At 36.2% G+C, this 19,392-nt stretch carries 15 protein-coding genes; 3 read left to right on the top strand and 12 right to left on the bottom strand.

Annotated elements, in window-relative coordinates; translation table 11 throughout:
- Positions 1-50: 50 nt before the first annotated feature.
- Positions 51-1,265, bottom strand: coding sequence for a C1 family peptidase (locus ACHZAX_RS06325; protein ID WP_320018452.1), 1,215 nt, complete (start codon positions 1,263-1,265; stop codon positions 51-53).
- 206 nt (positions 1,266-1,471) lie between these two features.
- A complete protein-coding gene (locus ACHZAX_RS06320) occupies positions 1,472-2,182 on the bottom strand; it encodes a cytidylate kinase-like family protein (protein ID WP_320018451.1) in 711 nt (236 codons plus the stop codon).
- A 170-nt stretch (positions 2,183-2,352) separates the two neighbouring features.
- Between ACHZAX_RS06320 and ACHZAX_RS06315 the strand changes: the two genes are divergently transcribed.
- The 3 genes from ACHZAX_RS06315 to kdsA all read left to right on the top strand — a co-directional run bounded on the left by ACHZAX_RS06315 (position 2,353) and on the right by kdsA (position 6,672).
- The gene (locus tag ACHZAX_RS06315) at positions 2,353-4,329 is read left to right on the top strand and encodes a tetratricopeptide repeat protein (RefSeq protein WP_320018450.1); all 1,977 of its coding nucleotides are present in this window, start codon (positions 2,353-2,355) and stop codon (positions 4,327-4,329) included.
- A gap of 30 nt (positions 4,330-4,359) precedes the next feature.
- Complete coding sequence (locus tag ACHZAX_RS06310; RefSeq protein WP_101310354.1) at positions 4,360-5,634, top strand: replication-associated recombination protein A; 1,275 nt, start codon at positions 4,360-4,362, stop codon at positions 5,632-5,634.
- Positions 5,635-5,853: 219 nt separating this feature from the next.
- Positions 5,854-6,672 carry a 3-deoxy-8-phosphooctulonate synthase gene (kdsA, locus tag ACHZAX_RS06305; protein WP_180327317.1) on the top strand — a complete coding sequence of 273 codons (819 nt, stop codon included), beginning with the start codon at positions 5,854-5,856 and terminating at the stop codon, positions 6,670-6,672.
- A 75-nt stretch (positions 6,673-6,747) separates the two neighbouring features.
- Here kdsA and ACHZAX_RS06300 read toward each other — a convergent pair whose 3' ends face one another.
- The 10 genes from ACHZAX_RS06300 to ACHZAX_RS06255 all read right to left on the bottom strand — a co-directional run bounded on the left by ACHZAX_RS06300 (position 6,748) and on the right by ACHZAX_RS06255 (position 19,392).
- Complete coding sequence (locus ACHZAX_RS06300) at positions 6,748-8,529, bottom strand: NADH-dependent [FeFe] hydrogenase, group A6 (RefSeq protein WP_245870374.1); 1,782 nt, start codon at positions 8,527-8,529, stop codon at positions 6,748-6,750.
- A 57-nt stretch (positions 8,530-8,586) separates the two neighbouring features.
- Complete coding sequence (locus ACHZAX_RS06295; RefSeq protein ID WP_101310357.1) at positions 8,587-9,780, bottom strand: NADH-ubiquinone oxidoreductase-F iron-sulfur binding region domain-containing protein; 1,194 nt, start codon at positions 9,778-9,780, stop codon at positions 8,587-8,589.
- Positions 9,781-9,827: 47 nt separating this feature from the next.
- A complete protein-coding gene (gene nuoE, locus ACHZAX_RS06290; RefSeq protein WP_101310358.1) occupies positions 9,828-10,295 on the bottom strand; it encodes an NADH-quinone oxidoreductase subunit NuoE in 468 nt (155 codons plus the stop codon).
- Between the two features lie 344 nt (positions 10,296-10,639).
- Positions 10,640-11,716, bottom strand: coding sequence for a butyrate kinase (gene buk / locus ACHZAX_RS06285; protein ID WP_101310359.1), 1,077 nt, complete (start codon positions 11,714-11,716; stop codon positions 10,640-10,642).
- Between the two features lie 339 nt (positions 11,717-12,055).
- Positions 12,056-13,396, bottom strand: a complete 1,341-nt coding sequence (locus ACHZAX_RS06280) for a serine hydrolase domain-containing protein (protein WP_320018449.1) — start codon at positions 13,394-13,396, stop codon at positions 12,056-12,058.
- Between the two features lie 385 nt (positions 13,397-13,781).
- Positions 13,782-15,068 (bottom strand): adenylate/guanylate cyclase domain-containing protein, encoded by a 1,287-nt coding sequence (locus ACHZAX_RS06275; protein ID WP_320018448.1) that lies wholly within the window; start codon positions 15,066-15,068, stop codon positions 13,782-13,784.
- A gap of 258 nt (positions 15,069-15,326) precedes the next feature.
- Positions 15,327-16,445, bottom strand: a complete 1,119-nt coding sequence (locus ACHZAX_RS06270) for an ABC transporter permease (RefSeq protein WP_320018447.1) — start codon at positions 16,443-16,445, stop codon at positions 15,327-15,329.
- Between the two features lie 47 nt (positions 16,446-16,492).
- Entirely contained in the window at positions 16,493-17,599 is a 1,107-nt protein-coding gene (locus tag ACHZAX_RS06265) for an ABC transporter permease (RefSeq protein ID WP_320018446.1), read from the bottom strand.
- Positions 17,600-17,722: 123 nt separating this feature from the next.
- Entirely contained in the window at positions 17,723-18,469 is a 747-nt protein-coding gene (locus tag ACHZAX_RS06260; RefSeq protein ID WP_101310363.1) for an ABC transporter ATP-binding protein, read from the bottom strand.
- Positions 18,466-19,392, bottom strand: coding sequence for an ABC transporter ATP-binding protein (locus tag ACHZAX_RS06255; protein ID WP_320018445.1), 927 nt, complete (start codon positions 19,390-19,392; stop codon positions 18,466-18,468). Before ACHZAX_RS06255 ends, ACHZAX_RS06260 begins: the two co-directional genes overlap by 4 nt.

Here is a 19,392-nt window from a genome sequence, read left to right as displayed (position 1 = left end):
AAAAACCCCGACCAATTGGCCGGGGTTCAAATATTATAAGTATTAGGCAATTACAAGCCCAATTTCTTTTTCATTTCTTTCGACAATGCATCTTTATGAATCATAAAAGACATTGTTTTATACGCAACAAACGGATAAGAAGCATAAAAATACCCATCGTAAGGATTATTATCAGTACCCCATGAGTTCTTCACAATGAAATATTTGTTGTCTTTTTGATCTTTGGCAATTCCAACAATATGCATTCCATGATCATCAGTAGTGTTGTAATTATCGAACGCTTCCTGACGCATTTCCTGAGTAATTACTTTTTCAGTACCAGGCTCGTCAAAATCAAATAATTTATCATCTTTTTCTTTTTTCGAAAGATTTTCCCATTTAGAAATCTCCGAATCAGTCATATTCTTTGTATCAACTCCCGGAACAATTGCAACACCTTTTCGGTATGCAAAACCTTTTTCACTTACATCAGAAGCCCAACCAATTGTGTAACCTTTCATGATTGCACCTTCCATAATTTCCATCATCTCATTCATTGGTACATTGTAAACCTCATTCCACAACCAGTTGTCAGGCACCTCAATAATAAATTTCTCATAAAAAGGATGGTGAGTATAAGAGGTTATTTCGATATAATCATCAGGATTCACACCAACAAAGTCCTTGGCAAATGATTTTGGAGTATATTCCTTTCCTTCATAATCGAACTTGGTAGGAAGTTCTCCTAAATAAGCATCCAATATTCCGTCAAATCCGTTGTGCCAAACCGGCGTAAGTTTTTTGTTTTTGTTTTTAATAACCGCCTCAACATAATCATTCAAAACAACATCCAATTCTCCATGTGTGTGTCCTTCTTCTCCATAGTTTAAGCCTTGGTAAACACTTTCTGGAACAATACCATAATTTTTCATCACATAAGTTACATCGTGAAATGCACCTCCGCCACCAAAGTTAAATTTGCCGTTTAATCTTACATGCTTAATCGATTTATCTGAATAACAGTTATAAACCACAAACATTTCCGACAAGTCAGTTTCTGGTTTTCCCATTCTAATCATTTCTGATTCGATAAATGATAATCCTGAAAATGACCAGCAGGTACCAGATCTGTGTTGATTTTTTACAGAAGTAGCAGGTAATCTTTTAACATCAGTAAAAACATAACCTTCTTTCTTCTCCTCTTTTTCTTTTTTCTCTGCTTTAACTGCGGTAGACAGTAACATGCCTGCAGCTAAAAGCAATACGCTAAGGAATTTAATTTTCATCATATTTTGCTTTAATATTCTCTTTTCAAACGGTTGCAAAAGTAATAAAATCACGATTACAAGCAAGTCAACAGCCTGTTTTCATTCATTTTTTCGATGAAATACTATCAATACAAGTTGTATTAATTATAAATTAAAAATATAACGCATAAAAAAGAGAAATCAACCTAAAGTTAATTTCTCCAAAAAATTACATTATTCCGTTTTTATCTCATTACGATGTGTTTGCCAAGCACTCCTTTCATCTCCATCATATGAATACTCGCTTCGGCAATCATCTCATCTGATAAATTTTTCGAGTTATAAATCACATCAAAAACAGTATTGGAAAGAGGTTCTTTATTAAAATAGTTTCTTAAAATCTCTCTTTTCTTATCAATCTCTTTTGCGTAAGACAACATTTCGATGGTACTCAACTTGTAAATTTCCTGCAATTGTGCAGCTCTCCATTCCAATGGAGCATGTAGCTTAATATGAAACGACCGTTCAATATTCTGTGTAAGAACGACTCCCCCTCTACCAATTATAATGCAGTTCCCTTTGGATGCAAATGCCCGAACAACATCCGAAATAGTCTTTTTAATCTTACGGTCACTTTGATAATATTTACTCGACAAAGCGGCTAAAATTTCATCCCAGGTTGATTTCTCCTTCGAATTAAAAACATATTCAATTTTCTCAGGCGCTAAATTCAATTCTTTTGCAGATTGTTCAAGAATTTCCTTGGTTAAGCAAGTCCACTTATTCCCTGTTTTTAGGGTAAGCTTTTCCGCCATCATATTTGCAATATTTATTGCAGTACAGCCACACTCCCGTGAAATAGTAACTACCGGTCCTTCACAAAAAACACCTCTTCGGGGATCAATTATTTTGGATTGAAACCGACTCTCCATGTACTTTAACAGAATATTATTCATTTCAACCTCCTGTAATTAGTTTAAGCTCTATTCTTAATTTAAGGCTTTTTAAGAAAAAACGGAAATCATTTGGCGTGTTTTTTGTTATATAGAGTGATTATTTAAAAGAAGGAGTATATTATTTCTTAAATTTGTAATCCGGATAACTTTTACTCATAAAAACATATAGAATGCCCAGAATAACCCTTTTGATTCTCTTCCTATTCAGTTTAACCTCTTTTGAGCTTAGCGCACAATTAAACACCGAAAATATATTCGATAAAGGTAGAAGTGCTATTCAGTTTGATGATTATACCGAAGCAATCACAAAGTTTAATGATATTATTCGGGTTAAGCCATACCTTCCCGAGCCGTTTTTTTTCAGAGGACTGGCAAAATCACAGCTCGAAGATTTTAACGGTGCAATTGTTGACTACACAAAAGCTCTGGAATTAAATCCAAATTACACTTTTGCTTATCTCTATCGGGGCATCGCCCAATATCAGTTAAAAAACTATCAGGGAGCTTTAAAAGATTTTGAAAAAGCTTTGGAATTCAAACCTAACAATGCGAATATCTATTTCAGTAAAGCGAACAGTTTAGCTGCTCTTGAAAAATTCAACGAAGCCAATCTAAATTATTCAAAAGCCATTCAAATAGATCCTGAGTTAATGGGTGCCTATCTTAACAGATCAATTGTCCGCGATAATCTTGGAGATACTGATGGGGCAATCCAGGATTGCAGTAAAGCCATTCAACTGAACGAATTTTCGGCAGATGCATTTGGAAACAGAGGCTATTTAAAATTCAAGAAAAAAGAATACGATGAAGCCATTAAAGATTACGACCGAGCTCTTAAAATAGAACCGGAAAACACACGGGTAATTATGAGTAGAGGAATTGCCAATTATGCAAATAAAAATCCCAAAGGAGCTCTTGAAGATTACAATACGGTTCTGGAGTTGGATCCAAACAATGCACACTGTTATTACAACAGAGCTTTACTAAAATCTGAAATTGGTGACTACAATTCGGCCATTGAGGATTTTAACAATGTTTTGGAAATGAATCCTGATAACATGCTTATTTATTTTAACCGGGGATTTGTTAAAATGGACATTGGAGATTTTAAGGGTGCTATTGCAGATTACACAACAGCCATTAAAATTTATCCTGATTTTGCAAAAGCATATTTGGCAAGATCTTCGGCAAAACGACAATTGAATAATATTGATGGTTCCATTCAGGATAGAAATCAGGCTTTGCTCATTATCGAGCGCTATAAAAAAATGAAAAATGAAGGCGCCATGTCGGCCTTTGTTGATACAACTGAGAATTTCCAAAAACTGATCGACTTAAATTCAAGGGAATCCTTTACCGAGGACATCATTAAAGGCCGTGTTCAGGATAAATATGTTACCATACAGTTAGAAGATAATTTTCACATTACTCACTTGGATCTTGATACTTTACGAGCCGGTAAGGTTCAATATTACGACCAGGCAATAATGAATTACAATCAAAAACAAAATTACAATCCGGCATTTACAATTAATAACAGACATTTTAAATACCCCAAGAAAATAATTGACGAACAGATTGCGAATGCCAATTCTAAGATTGAAGCAAAGAATGCCGATGGCTACTTTCAACGTGGAACTTACTATTTGTTAGACAAGAAATTTAATAAGGCAATTGAGGATTTTAGTATCGCAATTGAGAATAAAAACGATTTTTGCTTTGCTTATTTCAATCGTGCGAATGCATCTGCTGCTATGACCGATTACATTCAATCCATTGGTGAAGCAGGAGAATCGTTACTTAATCTTGATCCGGAACAAAAGAAAAAGAAAAACGAGACAATTGTGGATTACAGCAGTGCTATTGCCGATTACACAAAGGCAATACAACTCGATCCATCCTTCTTGTTTTCCATATACAACCGAGGTAACGCATATGCCAAATCGAAACAATTTAAAAAGGCTATTGCCGATTACGATTGGGTGATTCAACTGGATCCTAATTTTACTGAGGCATACTATAACCGAGGTTTAGTCTATCTATTTCTTGATCAGAAGGATCTGGCTTACGAAGATTTAAGTAAGGCCGGCGAATTGGGCTTAATTGATGCTTACAACGTAATTAAAAGATACTGCAATAAAGACTAAATCAAGCATAACAAACAGAATACAAAATACATGACTCCCAATCAACCCTTAGCTGAACGATTACGCCCCACTGATCTGAAAAATTATCTAGGTCAGAAACATTTGGTCGGGGAAAACGCCGTTTTACGTAAAATGATTGAATCAGGCAATGTGTCCTCATTCATTTTATGGGGACCTCCCGGTGTTGGTAAAACAACTTTGGCCAAAATCATCGCCAAACAACTCAACCGGCCATTCTATACTCTTTCGGCTGTAAATTCGGGAGTAAAAGATGTACGGGAAGTAATTTCCAAAGCTGAAAAACAAAAATTCTTCAATACTCCAAATCCCATTTTATTTATTGATGAAATCCATCGATTCAGTAAATCGCAGCAGGATTCATTATTGGGAGCTGTTGAAAATGGAACCGTAACTTTGATTGGAGCAACAACAGAAAATCCATCCTTCGAAGTAATATCTCCCTTGCTTTCAAGATGCCAGGTTTATGTGCTAAAGGCTCAGGAGAAAGCAGATTTGGAAGCCCTGATTGATTATGCTGTTGCCAACGACAGCTACCTAAAAGAAAAAGAAATTCTTACTCCTGAAAAAGATGCACTGCTAAAATTTTCAGGTGGAGATGCCCGAAAACTTTTAAACATTCTGGAATTGGTTGTGAATTCTCAAAATACCACATCAATAAGCATTACCAACGAAATGGTGACCAGAGAGTTGCAGGAAAACCCCTCGATGTATGATAAGGATGGAGAACAGCATTTTGACATTGCTTCTGCTCTAATAAAATCAATTCGTGGCGGAGATCCTGATGCTGCTGTGTATTGGCTGGCCCGAATGATTGAAGGTGGAGAACAACCAAAATTTATTGCCCGAAGACTGGTAATATCGGCGAGTGAAGATATTGGACTGGCAAATCCGAATGCCCTTTTGCTTGCAAATGCCTGTTTTCAATCGGTTAATTTGGTTGGAATGCCGGAATCACGCATTATTTTATCCGAAACAGCCATTTATCTGGCAACTTCGCCCAAAAGTAATGCTGCTTACATGGCAATTGGCAGAGCTCAGGCATTGGTTAGAGAAACTGGAAATTTACCTGTGCCTCTTCATTTACGAAATGCTCCAACCAAACTAATGAAAGATCTGGGGTACAAAAAGGACTATTTATACTCCCATGATTATCCGGGTAATTTTGTAGATCAGCAATACCTTCCGGATCAAATAAAAACTCAAAGATTGTACATACCACAGCAAAATGCTCAGGAATTAAAAATTTGGGAAAGATTAAGAAGCTGGTGGAAGAACAGGTTTTAATTTCTGCTTAAACAAGCAAAAATTGTTACTTTTGCCCTAAGAAACTGTTTAAAGATTTATATTTTCGCTTTTTTATAAGTCAAAAACCTCATAATTGCGTTAAATTATCTTTAAATAGAACCACTATTCGCATCAAATTTGCCTTATTCTGAGTTTTTTTTTCTTCGATAAAAATTTCTAAAAATAAATTTAAACAGCTTCTAAATAAATTAGAACATCATGATAGAAAATATTCCAAATATAAAACATACAGATAGTGGTAACTTCTTTCTTTTGGCCGGTCCGTGTGCCATTGAAGGTGAAGAAATTGCCATGAAAATTGCTGAGCGAATTGTTCAGATTACCGATAAGCTTGAAATCCCTTTCATTTTTAAGGGATCATACCGAAAAGCAAACCGATCCAGATTAGATTCTTTTGCAGGTATTGGTGATGAAAAAGCTTTAAAAATCTTGAAAAAGGTAAGCGATACTTTTGGCGTACCTACTGTTACAGATATTCACACTGCTGAAGAGGCAGCAATGGCTGCTGCTTATGTTGATGTCTTGCAGATTCCTGCTTTTTTATGCCGCCAAACTGATTTATTGGTTGCTGCAGCAGAAACAGGAAAAGTTGTTAATATTAAAAAAGGCCAGTTTCTTTCTGCTGAATCGATGAAATTTGCAGTAAATAAAGTGCGCGAATCGGGAAATAACCAAGTGATCTTAACAGATCGCGGAAATATGTTTGGGTATCAGGATATGATTATAGATTACAGAGGAATTCCTGTGATGCAAGAGAATAATTGTCCTGTGGTTTTGGATATTACACACTCGTTGCAACAACCAAACCAAACAAGCGGAGTTACCGGTGGTCGCCCTGAATTAATCGAAACTGTTGCCAAAGCAGGTATTGCTGTTGGTGTGGATGGAATCTTCATCGAAACTCATCCTGATCCGGCAAACGCAAAATCGGATGGAGCCAACATGCTTCACCTGGATTATTTAGAAGATTTATTGACTAAACTGGTTGCTATTCGAAAAGTGATCAATCAATTTTAAAGACAAACAAAAGATCCGGCTACACCGGATCTTTTTTTACTTACCAATAACCACTCATTAGTCTTTAATTAAACACTAATACTGTTCCCTCTTCACGTAAGAAGTATGAAGAAGTTTATGTGATTTATGACTTAGAGGCTCATCCAAAAACTCCTTATAAATCTGAACAATTTCAGGATTTTCATGAGATTTTCGAATTGGAAGATTTCTATCCTCTTCGTAAAGAGCATTCATCCTCTGTAATCGAATTTCATTATCAACAGGGAATGGCTGACCACCACCGCCTAAACATCCACCCGGACAAGCCATTATCTCAATAAAATGATAGAATTTATCGCCTCTCTTAATTGCTTCCAGCAATTTGTGAGCATTCTCGAGACCATTAGTTATTGCGCATTTTAATTCGGCTCCTTCCAGAAAATTCCATGCCTCAACAGTTCCCTCAATTTTAACAGTTGCCTCTTTTACTCCTTCCAAGCCACGAACCGGAATAATCTCCAAATTATCAAATGGAACTTCGCGGCCTGTAACTATCTCGTAAGCCGTTCTTAATGCAGCTTCCATAACACCGCCAGTAGCACCAAAAATAGCTCCTGCACCAGAACCGACACCCATTATTGAATCAAAAATTTCATCATTTAATTTTTCGAATTCGATACCTGCTTGTTTTATCATTACAGCCAATTCTCTGGTAGTCAATACATAATCAACATCCTTATAACCGCTGTCTTTCATTTCAGGACGATTTGCCTCAAATTTCTTAGCCGTACAAGGCATAATAGAAACAGATACGATATTCTCCGGCGCAACATTTACATTTTTAGCGTAATACGTCTTAGCCAAAGCGCCAAACATTTGTTGCGGTGATTTACAAGTAGAAAGATTAGGCAGATACTCAGGATACTTATGCTCTATGTATTTTACCCAACCCGGCGAACAAGAAGTAGCCATTGGCAAGGCAACATCAGGATCATCATCCACAAGTGCCCGCTTTAATCGGGTTAGCAATTCTGTTCCTTCCTCCATAATGGTTAAATCAGCGGTAAAATTGGTATCCAGAACGGAATCAAAACCCAATCTTTTTAAAGCAGAAACCATTTTGCCTGTAACTCGGGTTCCCAGTCCTAAACCCAATTCCTCTCCCAATCCAACACGAACGGCCGGAGCTGTTTGTACAATAACGTGTGTATCCGGATCGGCGAGCGCATCCCATACTTTCTCTACATATGATTTTTCGGTTAATGCGCCCGTGGGACAATGAACAATACACTGACCGCAATTGGTACAAACAACTTCGTCAAGCGATCGATCAAAAAATGTAGAAATCTTCATCTCAGATCCTTTATGAGCAACTGCAATAGCACCAACACTCTGTATTTCAGCACATGTACGAACACATCTCTGACAACGGATACACTTGCTGTCATCCTTCTCAATTGCGGGAGAAAGCCTGTCAACGGTATAATTTTTATCCGGTACCAAATCAATAAAATCCTGATTTGTGATTTGATATTCTGCAGATAATGCCTGCAATTCGCAATGCCCGTTACGATAGCATTTTGTACACTCTTCTCTATGCTCTGTGAGTAAAAGCTCAATAATATGCTTGCGGCAATTTCTTACCTTTAAAGTGTTTGTATTGATCTCCATCCCCTCTGCAACAGGAGTGGCACAGGATGCTACTAATTTATGATTACCCACTTGTTCGACAACGCAAACTCTGCAGTTTCCTGCTACACAAAGGTCTTTGTGATAACAAAGCGTTGGTATTTTTATATGGAGATGTTTTGCTGCCTCGAGTATGGTCTTATTTTCCTCAACACTAACAGCTATTCCATTAATTGTTAAATTCACCATGTTTGACATATCAATTTTAGTTTAAATTGTTCAAAATTCAGATTGGTTATTTTCTCCCTAATAAATCATCTCCTCGCGGAAATTTTCGACAATAGACGAAAACGAATTCGCCACTGATTGACCCAATCCACATTTAGCTGTCAACTTCATGGTTTCAGTTAATTTAAGTAGTTGATCGAGATAAGAGGTTGGTTTTTCGCCACGTTTAACCGCTTTAATTCCTTTTAAAAGCTGCTGACATCCAACCCGGCAAGGAGTGCACTGTCCGCAAGATTCTTCCTCAAAGAATTCCAGATAATTATTAAGAACATTATACATGGATCGTGAACTATTAAAGATCATCATGGATCCTCCGGTAGGCAAGGATATACCAGTTAATTTCCCTTCATAACCAATAGTCGTTTTTCCAAATCGCTTACGCGGAACCAAAAAACCTGATGCTCCACCAACCTGAACTGCCTTGCAATCGCCATCGCCAAAATCATCAACAAAGTCTTGAACAGTCATCCCTAATTCCAACTCATAAATACCCGGTATTGGAGTATCTCCTGATACGGAAAACACCTTAGATCCACGAGAATCCTTAACTCCAAGATCTCTAAACTTTTTGGCTCCAAATTTTAATATTGTGTATGAATGTGCCAGAGTTTCCACATTATTAACTACTGTAGGTTTTCCTTTAAAACCATTCACACTGGGAAATGGGGGTTTATTTCTAGGTTCCCCTCTTTTGCCTTCCATGGATTCAATCAGAGCACTCTCTTCACCACAAATGTATGCTCCGCTTCCTAAAAAAATTTCAACCCGGAAATCCAATCCCAACTCATCCAATATATCATGAAATTTTCTTAGCTCTTTCTTTAAATCAGGAACTAAGAATTTATATTCTCCTCTTAAATAAATATAGCCTTTTTGTGCTCCGATTATTTTGGCACACATAGCCATACCCGAAAGAACCTTATGAGGTACTCTGGTTAATATTTCCCTGTCTTTAAACGTTCCAGGTTCTCCTTCATCTGCATTACAGATTACATATTTTTCTTTTTCTTTAGATTCAGCAGTCAGTTTCCATTTTAATCCTGTAGGGAAACCTGCCCCGCCTCTGCCTTTAAGACCAGAATTCACCATTTCATTGACAATCTCCTGATCAGATCTTGACAATGCATTTCGAAGAATCTCTTTACAATCATCATCATTATTAAAGATTAAATCGATTCTATGAAGTTGTTTTTTAGTTGCTGTAGTTGTCATACCTAAGGGTATTTAGATGTTAGTTTTGCTTTGTTAGGTTTTGATGTTTAATTTTTCTCCTTGTACTCACGCAGAATATCCACAACTTTCTCCGGACTTAGCTCTGTATATACCTCATCGTTTATTAACATGGCAGGAGCCTTGTGGCACCACCCCAAACAGTTTGTTTGAAGAATGGTAAATTTTTTATCAATTGTAGTTTCACCAACTTTAATTTTCAAAAAATTCTCTAATGCGAGAACAATTTGATTTTTCCCCTTCATTGCACACGTGATGGTTTTACATACACGAATTACATACTTCCCTCGTGGTTCAATATCCAGAAAAGAGTAAAAACTTGCAGTTCCATAAACATCTGCAGCTGGAATACTCATTTCCTTCGAAATTTTTAGAATTGCTTCCTCAGAAAGAAATCGCTCCTGATCAATCACTCCCTGTAAAATTGGAAGCAGATTTTCCCGGTCTTTCCCATGTTTGGAAACCAAATCCTGCACTAATTTTTCTTGAAAATCCATAAAGTAATGGTTTAAGAGTTAATATTAATAGAGTTTCTCTTTGAAGATAAAAAAAATAAAGAAATTTTTCTCTATTTAATTTTACCAACTCTAATACAACACATTAAACGTTTTACTAAAAAAATCAACATCACATAATATATCAAAATCAACAAACACCCTATAAAATATAATATCTTACTAAATAAATTTGCATAATAATTTTTCTTTATATTAAACAGGTGATGCTGTAAAACATAGCTAATTTGAATTTAGACTTCTTTTAAACTGTAGTTTTTCACATACAACACAAAAAAAGCCTTCGGTGCATTACCGAAGGCTTTCTTTATTAGACTGTTATATTATTAGCAATATTCCCGGGGCTGAATTTCACCACGCAGAACCATATATCCATTCATTGCCAGTGCTTTCATTTCATCTTCTCCGGGATATACAACCACAGGAGCAATAAAGGAAACCATTTCTTTTATATAATTTACCAAATCCGGATTATGAGCAATTCCACCTGTCAGCAGAATTCCATCCACCTTACCTTTTAAAACTGCTGCCATTTCTCCAATAGATTTCCCAACCTGATATGACATAGCATCCTGAATCAATTTTGCATTTGCATCACCGGCTTTGGCTTTTAACTCAACATCATAAGCATCATTTGTTCCTAAATGAGCAACCAAACCTCCTTCGCCCTTGATCATTTTTTTTACATCTTCAAGGGTATAGTCTCCGCTAAAACAAAGTTTTGCCAATGCTCCGGCAGGAAGCGTACCCGATCTCTCAGGAGAAAACGGTCCTTCACCATCTAAAGCATTGTTTACATCAATTACTCGTCCTTTACAGTGAGCACCTACAGAAATTCCGCCCCCTAAGTGAGCAACAATCACATTAATTTCCTCATACTTTTTATCAACCGACTGCGCAAAAGCCCGGCCAATTGCTTTCTGATTCAGAGCATGAAAAATAGACACTCTTTGAAATTCCGGATGCCCTGATATTCTGGCAACATCAATCATTTCATCAACAACAACCGGATCTGCAATATAAGCTTTCGCTCTTGGTAATGCCTGAGCAATATTATCGGCTATTAAACCACCTAAATTACTCGCATGCTCTCCAAGAACACCAATTCTTAAATCTTCTTTCAAGCGCTCGTTTACTGAGTAAATTCCAGATTCAATTGGTTTAACCAATCCTCCTCTTCCGACAACTGCTTCGATTAAATCTATTTGAATTTCTGCATCTACCAGCTCTTTCATAATAATATTCTTACGAAATTCGAACTGTTCAGAAATTTTACCAAACTGAGCCAATTCTTCGTTCGAATGTTTTATATTTTTCAAAAAGACGGATTTATCTCCCTGAAATACAGCGATCTTAGTAGATGTGGAGCCAGGATTAATAGCTAAGATTCTACGAGTTTCCATTTGTTAAGTATGTTTGTGTTTGTGTATTATTCAATTTGAATGCAAAAATACCAAACTTGATTAGAATTCAATATCATTTAATGATATTTTACTTCAATTTATCTAATTAGTTTGATTTTTAGTAATAAATTATCACAAAACCCATCACTTTATCGGAAATACAAAGAAAGGATCTAATTTATTTGAGTAATCACCTAAATCGCATAAGTAAACCACATTGCACAAATAACAACGAAACCTTTCAATGAACAATTAAAATACACGACGAATACTCAAATGAAATTTGGGAGCAATCAAAAACTAAATTTACTCTGAAAAAGAGACGCAGAAAAATTAGATTTAGCTCCAATCTTGATAGGACGGTAATTTATCAAGAGCAATTACCTCTTGGCGGGCTTCAAAATGATTAAAAAGATCATGATTCGGCCATTCCTTTACCGACCTTAAAAATTGAGTCATCAGCGCGCTTAAATCCTTAGTAAAATCGGAGCCGCGCCAAGTAGAACTATTTGTAATGATTACATAGCTTACGCCATTTTTATTGTGCTTTAACAAAGCAGAACTTCCTGCTAAAGTACCAGTTCTCCACCATGTACCATCACCTCGGGTTCCTTTCCAGCCAATTGGACTATGCCCAAGCTTATTGGGCGTAGTCATATATTTTATGCTTTTTCTGGAAAGAATGTCTGGAAGAGTATCATCACCATCAATGGCCATCATAAATTTAATCAGTTCAGCGCCTGATGCAATCCAACCACCTGCACCACCAAGAACTTCCAAATTATTTCCACCATTGCTTCTAAAAACAGTTTTTCCAGATCCGTCAAACGAAGAAATCTTAATCGCATCAGACTGCTCGTAATAATTTACCTCATTAGGGAAGTGATCCTTTTGAAGGCTTTTCCCTAAATGCATATCAAAAATTCCTGAAGGATTTAAAATATGAGCTTGAACATATTCTTCATAGGGTTCTTCAGCCAGTTTCTCAATTACTTTCTCGAGAATAACGTAACCCAGGTTAGAATAACTCCCTCTGGTTCCGGGCGTAAAGCTTAATCTTCTTGATAAGGCAAACTGAATCGTAGTTTGAGCATCGATTGGTGGTTCAACATTCATTTTTTTTGCTATTGCCAAAGGCAAAAACATTGGATCTCCGTATTTGCTTGAAAATCCAGATGAATGACGCAGTAAATGCTCCACAGTAATTCTTTTGGTTCGCTTATCCTTAATGTTGCTGTATGTCTCATCATTCAGAATACCATGTTCCCCAAAAACGTAATCATCTAAATGTAATTTACCTTCCTCCTGCAATTTCATAATTGCCGTTGCAGTAACCAATTTAGAAACGCTCGCAATTCGAAACAAACTGGATGGCACAACCTCTTTCTCTTTATCCACATCAGAATAACCATAGCCTTTCGCAAAAACCAATTTACCATCTTTAACAACAGCAATGGTTGCGCCTGCAACTTCCCACTTCCTTAAAAAGCGATTTAGTATTTTATCTGCCCTTTTAGTTTGGTCGCAATCAGATAATTTATTTGAAATTCTATGAGACACTGCTTCGATACTGTTATTGATCGGCACAGCGGGAGCTTCCTGTGTAGAGAAACTTAAGGTCTGGTCAAGAATAACCAGAACCACAACGATAATTATTGATACTAATCTTCTTACAATCATTAAATGTAATTTGATTCAACTTGTTATATTTCAACATCACAACTCATCCCAGCAACAAGCCAGTACATTCTTTTTACTATTAAGACTACAAAAATGTTTATATTTTTTCGTAATACCATTCTAAATTAGCCTCTATTTATAAATATTAAAAATAGGGATTTTTATCACAAATATAATTTATTTAATCACTAAAACAAGTCAATTGAACAAAATCAAGCTCTATATATAAGGTATAGGATCATCTGCTTTAAAGCAATCAGAAAAGCATAATTATGAATAAAATGGTATTTAAAATGAAAAAAACGCAGAACAGAAGCTGTTTAATACGAGAGCATAAAAACAAAACTGAAGTTACTTGGTGCGAGGAATGCTGGTTTTTAATGAATTATACCACCTGAAACAATTCAATTTTTTCATCAATTCCTTTCATCTTAATTTTTCCATGATTAATTAAAGTATTACGATTGCCATTTAATTGATCGGCGACTGCCCTGCTCACTAAAAATTGTGAATCGAATTGCTTATTCAACTGTTCTATTCGGGAAGCTATTATTACATTTTTGCCCGCAATGGAAAATTGTTTTCGGATTTCATTCCCTATATTCCCCGTAATTACTTCGCCACAATGAAGACCTATGCCAACACGGGTTTTATCGCCGTTTATCTCATTCCTGCAATGATTAATAACTTCGACTATTTGAACACCCGCACAATAAGCATCAAACACATGATTTGGATTTTCAACTGCAACACCAAAAGAAGCCATGAATCCATCCCCCAATATTTGGTGAATAATTCCATTATTCTTCTCGATAATCCGGATAAGAGGATCAAAAATTGCATTTTGAAATTCGATAGTTTCTTCAGGACTCTGCTGATCGGCCATTGATGTGAAATTACGAATATCCATGAACATAATAGATCCTGTTATTTTTTGCCCTACCTTATCATTTTTATGCAAAATCAATTCTTTCGCTATATGTGTTGATAACTGCTGACCAAGAAGAGATTCCATTTCATTTTGATCATCTTTTGCTTTCAGCAGATTATTCACTCTCTTTCGTATTTCTGCTGCTACCACACCTGCAATTATTCCTGCTGACAACAAACCCATACTCCTCATCAAATAAATTTCAATCATTTGCTCAACATCTCCAGCAGGTTTCAAAAATTGTATTCCCCAGTAAGAAACGCCCCAATATCCAATGCAAGCCAATATACCGGCACCCAGAGAGATCTTAAAATCAAGATGCATTGCCGACAGCATCAAAAGCAAAAAATAAAAAGTAAGCCCATCGTATTCCAACAGCAAAAGTGAGTTGTCATATTTTATTGCATTAAGTAGAATAACGGCTGGTAATCCAAACTCCATAATTAAATTGGGAATCAAAATTTTTTTAGAAATGGAGCGCTTGTTTCTAATGAGCCAATTCATCCGGATAAAGACAAAAATTTCGAACAGGAAAAAAATCATCCACCAAAAGAACATCGAATCAACAAACTTTTTGTTATTCAAAGAGGCTCTCAGTAAATTAGGACTTAAATGATGCAGCACTGGAATTAAAACGGAGCTGATTACGAAAAGAACTAAAATGATGCCAACCCGCTTCCTTTCAATTTTAAGAAACTCCAGATGTAATGGCTCATGAAATTTATAATGTTCTGCAAACATGATGGAAGATTTAAATAGATCTCAAAATAAAATTATATTGACAAAACATGAAATTAGAAATAGGTTAACGTCACATTATTATCGGTAAATAATCCCCTGTTTCAATAAATTCAACATTCAACTTCAGTAAAAGTAGAGTGATCAGTTAACTCATCCTATTTACAAGCAGACTATAATCGCACAAAGTCAAGACTTTGTAAGCGTAAGTATTCTTTACACTTGCAAGCTTCCTTTAGAATCAGACAAAAATAAAAGTTGTTAAGCAACTTTTCGATACCGATTTACGGCAATCCCCAGTATTGCAACAGCGTACACTCCCAGAATACTCAACTCCTTTGCAACATCCATAAATCCGGATCCCTTCAGCATAATCATTCTAATTATTTTAATGAAATAAGCGACAGGATTTAAATAATTCAGTTTTTGTCCCCACATGGGCATACTATCGGTGGGCGTAAACAACCCACTCATCATGATAAAAATAATCATGAAAAACCAGGCAATAAACATGGCTTGTTGCTGCGTATCGGTTTGGGTTGATATAAATAAGCCAATTCCTAAAATAGTAAGCAGATAAACAAATGCAACTAAATAAATTAACCAAACCGAACCTAAAATTGGAATTTTGAACACAAATGCAGCTAGCAGCAAACCAACTCCCAGTTCAAAAAAACCAATCACCAAAAACGGGATTAGCTTTCCAATAAGGAATTGATATTTTTTAATTGGTGTCACGTTAATTTGTTCGATAGTCCCAATTTCTTTTTCGCGCACCACATTCATTGCAGATAAAAACAGGCCAATTACAGTTACCAATAAAACCAGAATTCCCGGCAGCATATAGGGAATGTATTTCATTTCAGGATTAAACAAAAAGGAATATGTATTTTGAACCAAATGAATTCCGTTGTCTTTTCCTACAATCTGAAGTTTAGCTTTGAGCTGCAAATTATATTCCTGTATTACCGATAAAATGTAGGCATTGTATAATCCGGCAGCACTGGCATCTATTGCATTTACCAACACCTGAACCTCTGCAGGCTCTTTTTTATCCACCAACTTTCCAAAGCCATTTTCAAAAACCAGAATCGCATCAACATCGTCCTTTAACAACTCATCTTCAGCGTTATTAATCGAAAAATCGATATCCTTAACCGTAAAAAAAGGAGAACCGTTAAATTTGGAAATCAGTTCACGGGAATGGCTGGAAAGATCTTTATCAACAACAAATAAATTGGTATTTTTCATTTCGTAAGTTGCTGCAAATACCAATACACAAAGCTGAATAATTGGCATAACAAAAATTACAGGCAACATACTTTTGTTTCTAAAAATCTGAAGAAACTCTTTTTGTAATATGAATTTTATAGTGCGCATCTTTTATTTACATTGCAGTTAAAAATAAATTTAAATCTCGATGGGTATTACTCCAATCTGATTTTAAACTTTTTGACGCTAAGACCAATAAATCCAGCAGTCATTCCAATAAGAATTAAGGTTTCTTTCCAAACAAATTCAAATCCGGCTCCCTTTAACATGATATTTTTGATGATTATAATGAACCATCGTGGTGGAATAATATGACTGATTATTTGCAGAGGTACAGGCATATTCCGTAAAGGGAAAATGAAACCTGAAAGCAAAATTGTTGGCAACATTAATGCAAACATAGAAAGCATCATAGCAACCTGCTGACTGTCCGAAACGGTTGAAATAAAGATTCCTAAAGAAAGAGCCATCAAAATAAACAAAAGACTCTCTGCCATAAGTAAGGCGAAACTACCCAAAACCGGAACTCCAAATACAAAATAGCCCATTCCGACAATTACCAAAGCATTAATAAACGACAAAAACAGATAAGGAGTAACTTTCCCTAAGATGATTTGCAAAGGACGCAATGGTGAAACCAGCAAAATCTCCATGGTTCCCATTTCCTTTTCACGTGCAATAGATATAGAAGTCATCATGGCAGAAACCAACATTAAAATTGTGGCCATAATTCCCGGAACAAACATGTATACACTCTCCATGTTGGGGTTAAAATACATTCTTGTCTGGGGTCTGATTTGACTGGGAACTATCTCTCCTCTATTAATTTCCAGATTGTAATTTTGAAGAATTCCCTGAAGATAATTCACCTCTAAACTTGCCATATTCGGTTCCGAAGCATCAGTCAATATTTGCACCGAAGCTTTTGATCCTTTAATCAAATTTTGTCCAAAATCAGGCTCAAATACCAAAACCAGCTTCGTTTCTCCTTTTCGGAAAAGCTCATCTACCTGTGCAATGCCATCCAGATTCTTAACAAGTTTAAAATAGCCCGAAGAGGTTATCTTATTAATGATTTCAGATGTATATTCATCTTTAGAATGATCAACAACAGCCATTTTAACATCTTTAAGGTCGTTGGTGATAACAAAACCAAAAAGCAGCAACTGCACAATGGGCATTCCAAATAATATCAGCATCGATCTTTTATCGCGAAAAATGTGATAGAATTCTTTTTTCAGGAAACCGATAAATCGTTTCATGTGTTTATAATTTGATTTTTATTTGTCACATGGAACACCCAAATTGCAACCATATCCCTCTGTGTAAAGCCTTTTAAATGGGTGTTTCATCTCTTTATATTTTTAGTAAATCTGTTCAGATTCTTACTCTTTGTAATTGCTTTTTCTTGCCAAACGAAGAAAAACCTCATCCATATCTTTGGCTTCGAATTTATTTTTTAGTCCTTCCGGTGTATCCAAGGCTTCAATTCTTCCATCAACCATTATTGAAACCCGGTTGCAATATTCTGCCTCATCCATATAGTGAGTGGTAACAAAAACGGTAATTCCATTTCGGGAAGCTTCGTAAATCAGATCCCAAAACTGCCTTCGGGTAACCGGATCAACCCCTCCGGTTGGTTCATCTAAAAACACGATTTCCGGATTGTGAAAAATAGCAACCGAAAAAGCCAGTTTCTGCTTCCAACCAAGTGGCAGTTCGCCAATTCTTTTATTTCGGGCATGAACTAAATCCAGTTTTTTCAGCAAATCATCCGATTTCAACTTGATATCCTTCAATGACATTCCATAAATACCGGCATAGAAACGAATATTCTCAAATACCGTTAAATCCTCGTACAATGAAAACTTCTGACTCATGTAACCAATATTTCTTTTCAGTTCTTCCCTTTGTTTGTAAACATCTAAGCCGGCAACCATTATCTCCCCGGAAGTAGGATAAGAAAGTCCGCACAAAATTTTCATTGCCGTTGTCTTTCCCGCTCCGTTTGCACCCAAAAAGCCGAAAATCTCCCCCTGATATACATCAAATGACAAATCATCATTTGCTGTAAACGAGCCAAACTTTTTAGTCAAATTCCTTACTGATATTACTTTTTTATCCGAATTCATTTCTGAACAGTATTTTGTTGACTCAAAGCCATAAAACAATCCTCTATACCTGCCGCAATTTGTTTGATTTCAACATGATCCTGCCCTTTCGATTTCAAATAATCTTTGAAATCTGAAAGGACAACAACATCCCGAACATCTGTATAATGAACACTTTGGCCAAATAAAAAAACAGAATTAACAAATGGATAAGCGCGTAAATTCAACAAAAGCTGATAGGTATCTTTTGCCTCAAAAGAGTATAAATCTTTTTCGAAACTGGCAATTATACCAGATGGACTATCCAGACTTAGAATTTCGCCTGATTGCATAAGCGCAACACGCCCGCACAAATTTGCCTCATCCATATAAGGAGTAGCCACAACTATAGTGATCCCTTTTGTTTTTAAACCTTTCAGCATTTGCCAAAACTCACTTCTCGAAACAGCATCAACACCGGTTGTAGGTTCATCTAAAAGCAATATTTTTGGCTGATGAATCAGCGCACAGCAAAGAGCCAGTTTTTGCTTCATTCCGCCCGATAATTTGCCAGCCGGTCTGTCCTTAAATGGTTCAATCTGCACCCAAATATCCCGAATCATATCCATATTGTCTTCAATTCGGGTATTGAAAACTGTGGCGAAGAAGTTAAGATTTTCCAGAACCGTTAAATCCTGATAAAGAGAAAATTTACCCGGCATATAGCCCAGTATATTTCGAATGTGCCTGTACTTCTTTACCATATCGAAACCACACAATTCCGCTGAGCCGGAATCGGGAAGCAAGAGAGTCGCAAGCAGGCGAAACAATGTTGTTTTACCTGCCCCATCCGGTCCTATTAATCCGAATAATTCTCCCGATTTAATATTCAGATTAATTTCTTTAAGAGCTGAAACGTCACCGTAAGATTTCGATAAATTATTTATGCTAATAGTGGAGTTCAT

The sequence above is a fragment of the Labilibaculum manganireducens genome, from assembly GCF_963665805.2.
Classification (GTDB): Bacteria; Bacteroidota; Bacteroidia; order Bacteroidales; family Marinifilaceae; genus Labilibaculum; species Labilibaculum manganireducens.
Note: the sequence above shows the minus strand (reverse complement) of the source record. Positions and strands in the feature narration are given on the sequence as shown.